3 rRNA genes are annotated in these 5,442 nt (G+C 54.5%); all 3 read right to left on the bottom strand.

The features are described 5' to 3' along the window. Window positions 1-49 precede the first annotated feature (49 nt). The 3 genes from rrf to N4R40_RS13010 all read right to left on the bottom strand — a co-directional run bounded on the left by rrf (window position 50) and on the right by N4R40_RS13010 (window position 5,297). Window positions 50-166 (bottom strand): 5S ribosomal RNA (gene rrf, locus N4R40_RS13000). A gap of 99 nt (window positions 167-265) precedes the next feature. Next, a 23S ribosomal RNA gene (locus tag N4R40_RS13005) occupies window positions 266-3,370 on the bottom strand. 405 nt (window positions 3,371-3,775) lie between these two features. Beyond that, a 16S ribosomal RNA gene (locus N4R40_RS13010) occupies window positions 3,776-5,297 on the bottom strand. Together the 16S, 23S and 5S rRNA genes form the textbook arrangement of a ribosomal RNA operon. Window positions 5,298-5,442 lie beyond the last annotated feature (145 nt).

Below are 5,442 nucleotides of genomic sequence, written 5' to 3' on the forward strand. Positions count from 1 at the left end.
GTTAACGAGAAAAGGCCACCCAACCTTGGGTGGCCTTTTCACGAAAGAAGTCCGGCGGTGTCCTACTCTCCCACAGGGTCCCCCCTGCAGTACCATCGGCGCTGTGAGGCTTAGCTTCCGGGTTCGGAATGTAACCGGGCGTTTCCCTCACGCTATGGCCGCCGAAACACTATTGATGTTTCAATCAGCATAACAAATGAATGTCATGCGGTTCTCGACCGTACATCGAGAACCACTCAGTGGACGCAAGCACCAAAAACGGTGTGTTATCAAGTCATCGGCTTATTAGTACGAGTCAGCTTCACGCGTTACCGCGCTTCCACATCTCGCCTATCAACCCAGTAGTCTGGCTGGGAGCCTCTCGCCCGAAGGCATGGAAATCTCATCTTGAGGCCGGCTTCCCGCTTAGATGCTTTCAGCGGTTATCCATCCCGAACGTAGCTAATCAGCGGTGCTCCTGGCGGAACAACTGACACACCAGAGGTTCGTCCAACCCGGTCCTCTCGTACTAGGGTCAGATCCTCTCAAATTTCCTGCGCGCGCAGCGGATAGGGACCGAACTGTCTCACGACGTTCTAAACCCAGCTCGCGTACCGCTTTAATGGGCGAACAGCCCAACCCTTGGGACCTACTCCAGCCCCAGGATGCGACGAGCCGACATCGAGGTGCCAAACCATGCCGTCGATATGGACTCTTGGGCAAGATCAGCCTGTTATCCCCGAGGTACCTTTTATCCGTTGAGCGACAGCGCTTCCACAAGCCACTGCCGGATCACTAGTCCCGACTTTCGTCCCTGCTCGACCTGTCAGTCTCACAGTCAAGCTCCCTTGTGCACTTACACTCGCCATCTGATTGCCAACCAGATTGAGGGAACCTTTGGGCGCCTCCGTTACTTTTTGGGAGGCAACCGCCCCAGTTAAACTACCCACCATGCACTGTCCCTGAACCGGATTACGGTTCGAAGTTAGATATCCAGAGTGACCAGAGTGGTATTTCAACAATGACTCCACATGAACTGGCGTCCACGCTTCACAGTCTCCCACCTATCCTACACAAGCCACACCGAACACCAATACAAAGCTATAGTAAAGGTCACGGGGTCTTTCCGTCCTGCTGCGCGTAACGAGCATCTTTACTCGTAATGCAATTTCGCCGAGTTCGCGGTTGAGACAGTTGGGAAGTCGTTACGCCATTCGTGCAGGTCGGAACTTACCCGACAAGGAATTTCGCTACCTTAGGATGGTTATAGTTACCACCGCCGTTTACTGGGGCTTAAATTCTCAGCTTCGCCTTGCGGCTAACCGGTCCTCTTAACCTTCCAGCACCGGGCAGGCGTCAGTCCGTATACATCGTCTTGCGACTTGGCACGGACCTGTGTTTTTAGTAAACAGTCGCTACCCACTAGTCTCTGCGGCCTCCAAACGCTTTTGGGAGTAAATCCCTATACGCCGAAGGCCCCCCTTCTCCCGAAGTTACGGGGGCATTTTGCCGAGTTCCTTAACCACGATTCTCTCGATCTCCTTGGTATTCTCTACCTGACCACCTGAGTCGGTTTGGGGTACGGGCGGCTTGAACCTCGCGTCGATGCTTTTCTTGGCAGCATAGGATCACCCACTTTTTATCCGCATCGTGTCTCAGCCTGTATGAGTCGCGGATTTGCCTACGACTCGGCCTACGCACTTGCACCAGGACTACCATCGCCTGGCTTGGGCTACCTTCCTGCGTCACACCTGTTAATACGCTAACCGCACCAGAATGGGGTCGTACGCTAGGCCCCGAGCTTCACCCCGAAGGGATCCATCACAGGGATTCAGATACTTAGCACTACTGGATTAGCTTGGGCGGTTCTTCGCCGGTACGGGAATATCAACCCGTTGTCCATCGACTACGCCTGTCGGCCTCGCCTTAGGTCCCGACTTACCCAGGGAAGATTAGCTTGACCCTGGAACCCTTGGTCTTTCGGAGGACATGTTTCTCACATGTCTTTCGCTACTCATGCCTGCATTCTCACTCGTGTAGCCTCCACGGCTGGTTCACACCGCCGCTTCGCTGGCCACACGACGCTCTCCTACCCATCAACACGGCTGGACCACGAAGGCCTACCAATAATGTCAATGCCACAACTTCGGTGGCGTGCTTGAGCCCCGTTACATTGTCGGCGCGGAATCACTTGACCAGTGAGCTATTACGCACTCTTTCAAGGGTGGCTGCTTCTAAGCCAACCTCCTGGTTGTCAAGGCAACTCCACATCCTTTCCCACTTAGCACGCGCTTTGGGACCTTAGTTGGTGGTCTGGGTTGTTTCCCTCTCGACAATGAAGCTTATCCCCCACTGTCTCACTGCTGCGCTCTCACTTACCGGCATTCGGAGTTTGGCTGACGTCAGTAACCTTGTAGGGCCCATCGGCCATCCAGTAGCTCTACCTCCGGCAAGAAACACGCAACGCTGCACCTAAATGCATTTCGGAGAGAACCAGCTATCACGAAGTTTGATTGGCCTTTCACCCCTATCCACAGCTCATCCCCTCAGTTTTCAACCTAAGTGGGTTCGGTCCTCCACGACGTCTTACCGTCGCTTCAACCTGGCCATGGATAGATCACTTCGCTTCGGGTCTAGGACATGCGACTGAATCGCCCTATTCAGACTCGCTTTCGCTACGGCTACCCCTCACGGGTTAACCTCGCCACATATCGCTAACTCGCAGGCTCATTCTTCAAAAGGCACGCTGTCACAGCTACTAAGGCTGCTCCAACGGTTTGTAAGCAAACGGTTTCAGGTACTATTTCACTCCCCTCCCGGGGTACTTTTCACCTTTCCCTCACGGTACTTGTCCGCTATCGGTCATCTGGGAGTATTTAGGCTTATCAGGTGGTCCTGACAGATTCACACGGGATTTCTCGGGCCCCGTGATACTTGGGATACTCTTCGCGCCAAGAGAAGCATTTCGACTACGGGGTTGTCACCCTCTATGACCCGCCTTTCAATGCGGTTCGTCTATACCTTCTTGTAACGCCGGCTGCTCGGCAGAGCAACCTGAAAAGTCCCACAACCCCGAATACGCAACTCCTGCCGGATATCACACGTACTCGGTTTAGCCTGTTCCGGTTTCGCTCGCCACTACTAACGGAATCGCGGTTGCTTTCTCTTCCTGTGGGTACTGAGATGTTTCACTTCCCCACGTTCCCTCTACCCGCCCTATATATTCAGGCGGGAGTCACTAGGTCGGCACGCCGCCCAGCGGGGTTTCCCCATTCGGACACCCTCGGATCACAGTGTGCTTATCCACTCCCCGAGGCTTATCGCAGATTGCTACGTCCTTCTTCGGCTCCAGATGCCAAGGCATTCACCGTTTGCTCTTAAAGACTTGATTCACATGAGTTTTATCAGAATCGACATCGGCCTCACGGCCGACATGAAATTGACTAATGATCTTTAAGATCATCTATTACGAACCAGCCAAAAGGCCGGCTCGAAGATGCTCGCGTCCACTGTGTAGTTCTCAAAGTACGGGCGGTACCTCCCCCAACCACCCCTCACGGGCAGCCAGACAAGGTCCTGAGATTCGTCAAACCCCTCACGAGGTCATCCGGTCCCTCAGGACCCAACAGCGTGCATATGCCGACTCCCTCGCCCCCCAGCGTTCCAAACCCGAAGGCCGTACTAACTCGAAGATCCGATCCTCGACACCTTGTCAAATGTTCCACCCATGAGCTCCGGTCGAGAACATTCGTCCCGAAACCGGCTCTGTCACTCCGAAGAGTGCAGTGCTCCTTAGAAAGGAGGTGATCCAGCCGCACCTTCCGGTACGGCTACCTTGTTACGACTTAGTCCTAATTACCAATCCCACCTTCGACGGCTCCCTCCACAAGGGTTGGGCCACCGGCTTCAGGTGTTACCGACTTTCATGACTTGACGGGCGGTGTGTACAAGACCCGGGAACGTATTCACCGCAGCGTTGCTGATCTGCGATTACTAGCGACTCCGACTTCATGAGGTCGAGTTGCAGACCTCAATCCGAACTGGGACCGGCTTTTTGGGATTCGCTCCACCTTACGGTATTGCAGCCCTTTGTACCGGCCATTGTAGCATGCGTGAAGCCCAAGACATAAGGGGCATGATGATTTGACGTCATCCCCACCTTCCTCCGAGTTGACCCCGGCAGTATCCCATGAGTTCCCACCATTACGTGCTGGCAACATAGAACGAGGGTTGCGCTCGTTGCGGGACTTAACCCAACATCTCACGACACGAGCTGACGACAACCATGCACCACCTGTTTACGAGTGTCCAAAGAGTTGACTATTTCTAGCCCGTTCTCGTATATGTCAAGCCTTGGTAAGGTTCTTCGCGTTGCATCGAATTAATCCGCATGCTCCGCCGCTTGTGCGGGTCCCCGTCAATTCCTTTGAGTTTTAGCCTTGCGGCCGTACTCCCCAGGCGGGGAACTTAATGCGTTAGCTGCGTCACGGAATCCGTGGAATGGACCCCACAACTAGTTCCCAACGTTTACGGGGTGGACTACCAGGGTATCTAAGCCTGTTTGCTCCCCACCCTTTCGCTCCTCAGCGTCAGTTACGGCCCAGAGATCTGCCTTCGCCATCGGTGTTCCTCCTGATATCTGCGCATTCCACCGCTACACCAGGAATTCCAATCTCCCCTACCGCACTCTAGTCTGCCCGTACCCACTGCAGGCTGGAGGTTGAGCCTCCAGTTTTCACAGCAGACGTGACAAACCGCCTACGAGCTCTTTACGCCCAATAATTCCGGATAACGCTTGCACCCTACGTATTACCGCGGCTGCTGGCACGTAGTTAGCCGGTGCTTTTTCTGCAGGTACCGTCACTTTCGCTTCTTCCCTGCTAAAAGAGGTTTACAACCCGAAGGCCGTCGTCCCTCACGCGGCGTTGCTGCATCAGGCTTGCGCCCATTGTGCAATATTCCCCACTGCTGCCTCCCGTAGGAGTCTGGGCCGTGTCTCAGTCCCAGTGTGGCCGGTCACCCTCTCAGGCCGGCTACCCGTCGACGCCTTGGTGAGCCATTACCTCACCAACAAGCTGATAGGCCGCGAGCTCATCCTTGACCGAAATTCTTTCCAACTGCCGACCATGCGGCCACAGCTCATATCCAGTATTAGACGCCGTTTCCAGCGCTTATCCCAGAGTCAAGGGCAGATTGCTCACGTGTTACTCACCCGTTCGCCACTGATCCACCAAGCAAGCTTGGCATCACCGTTCGACTTGCATGTGTTAAGCACGCCGCCAGCGTTCATCCTGAGCCAGGATCAAACTCTCCGTAAAAGAATTTTGCATCAACGAACCGGAATAGGCTCGAATCCGCGAGTTTGAACTGACCAAAAGGATGCCATCACTGACAATCCATAACGCCAGCCCCTCCGGAAGAAGGACTGGACTTGATCCAAAGGAATCTCACCCCACCGAAATG

The sequence above is a fragment of the Microbacterium memoriense genome, from assembly GCF_025398275.1.
GTDB lineage: Bacteria > Actinomycetota > Actinomycetes > Actinomycetales > Microbacteriaceae > Microbacterium > Microbacterium memoriense.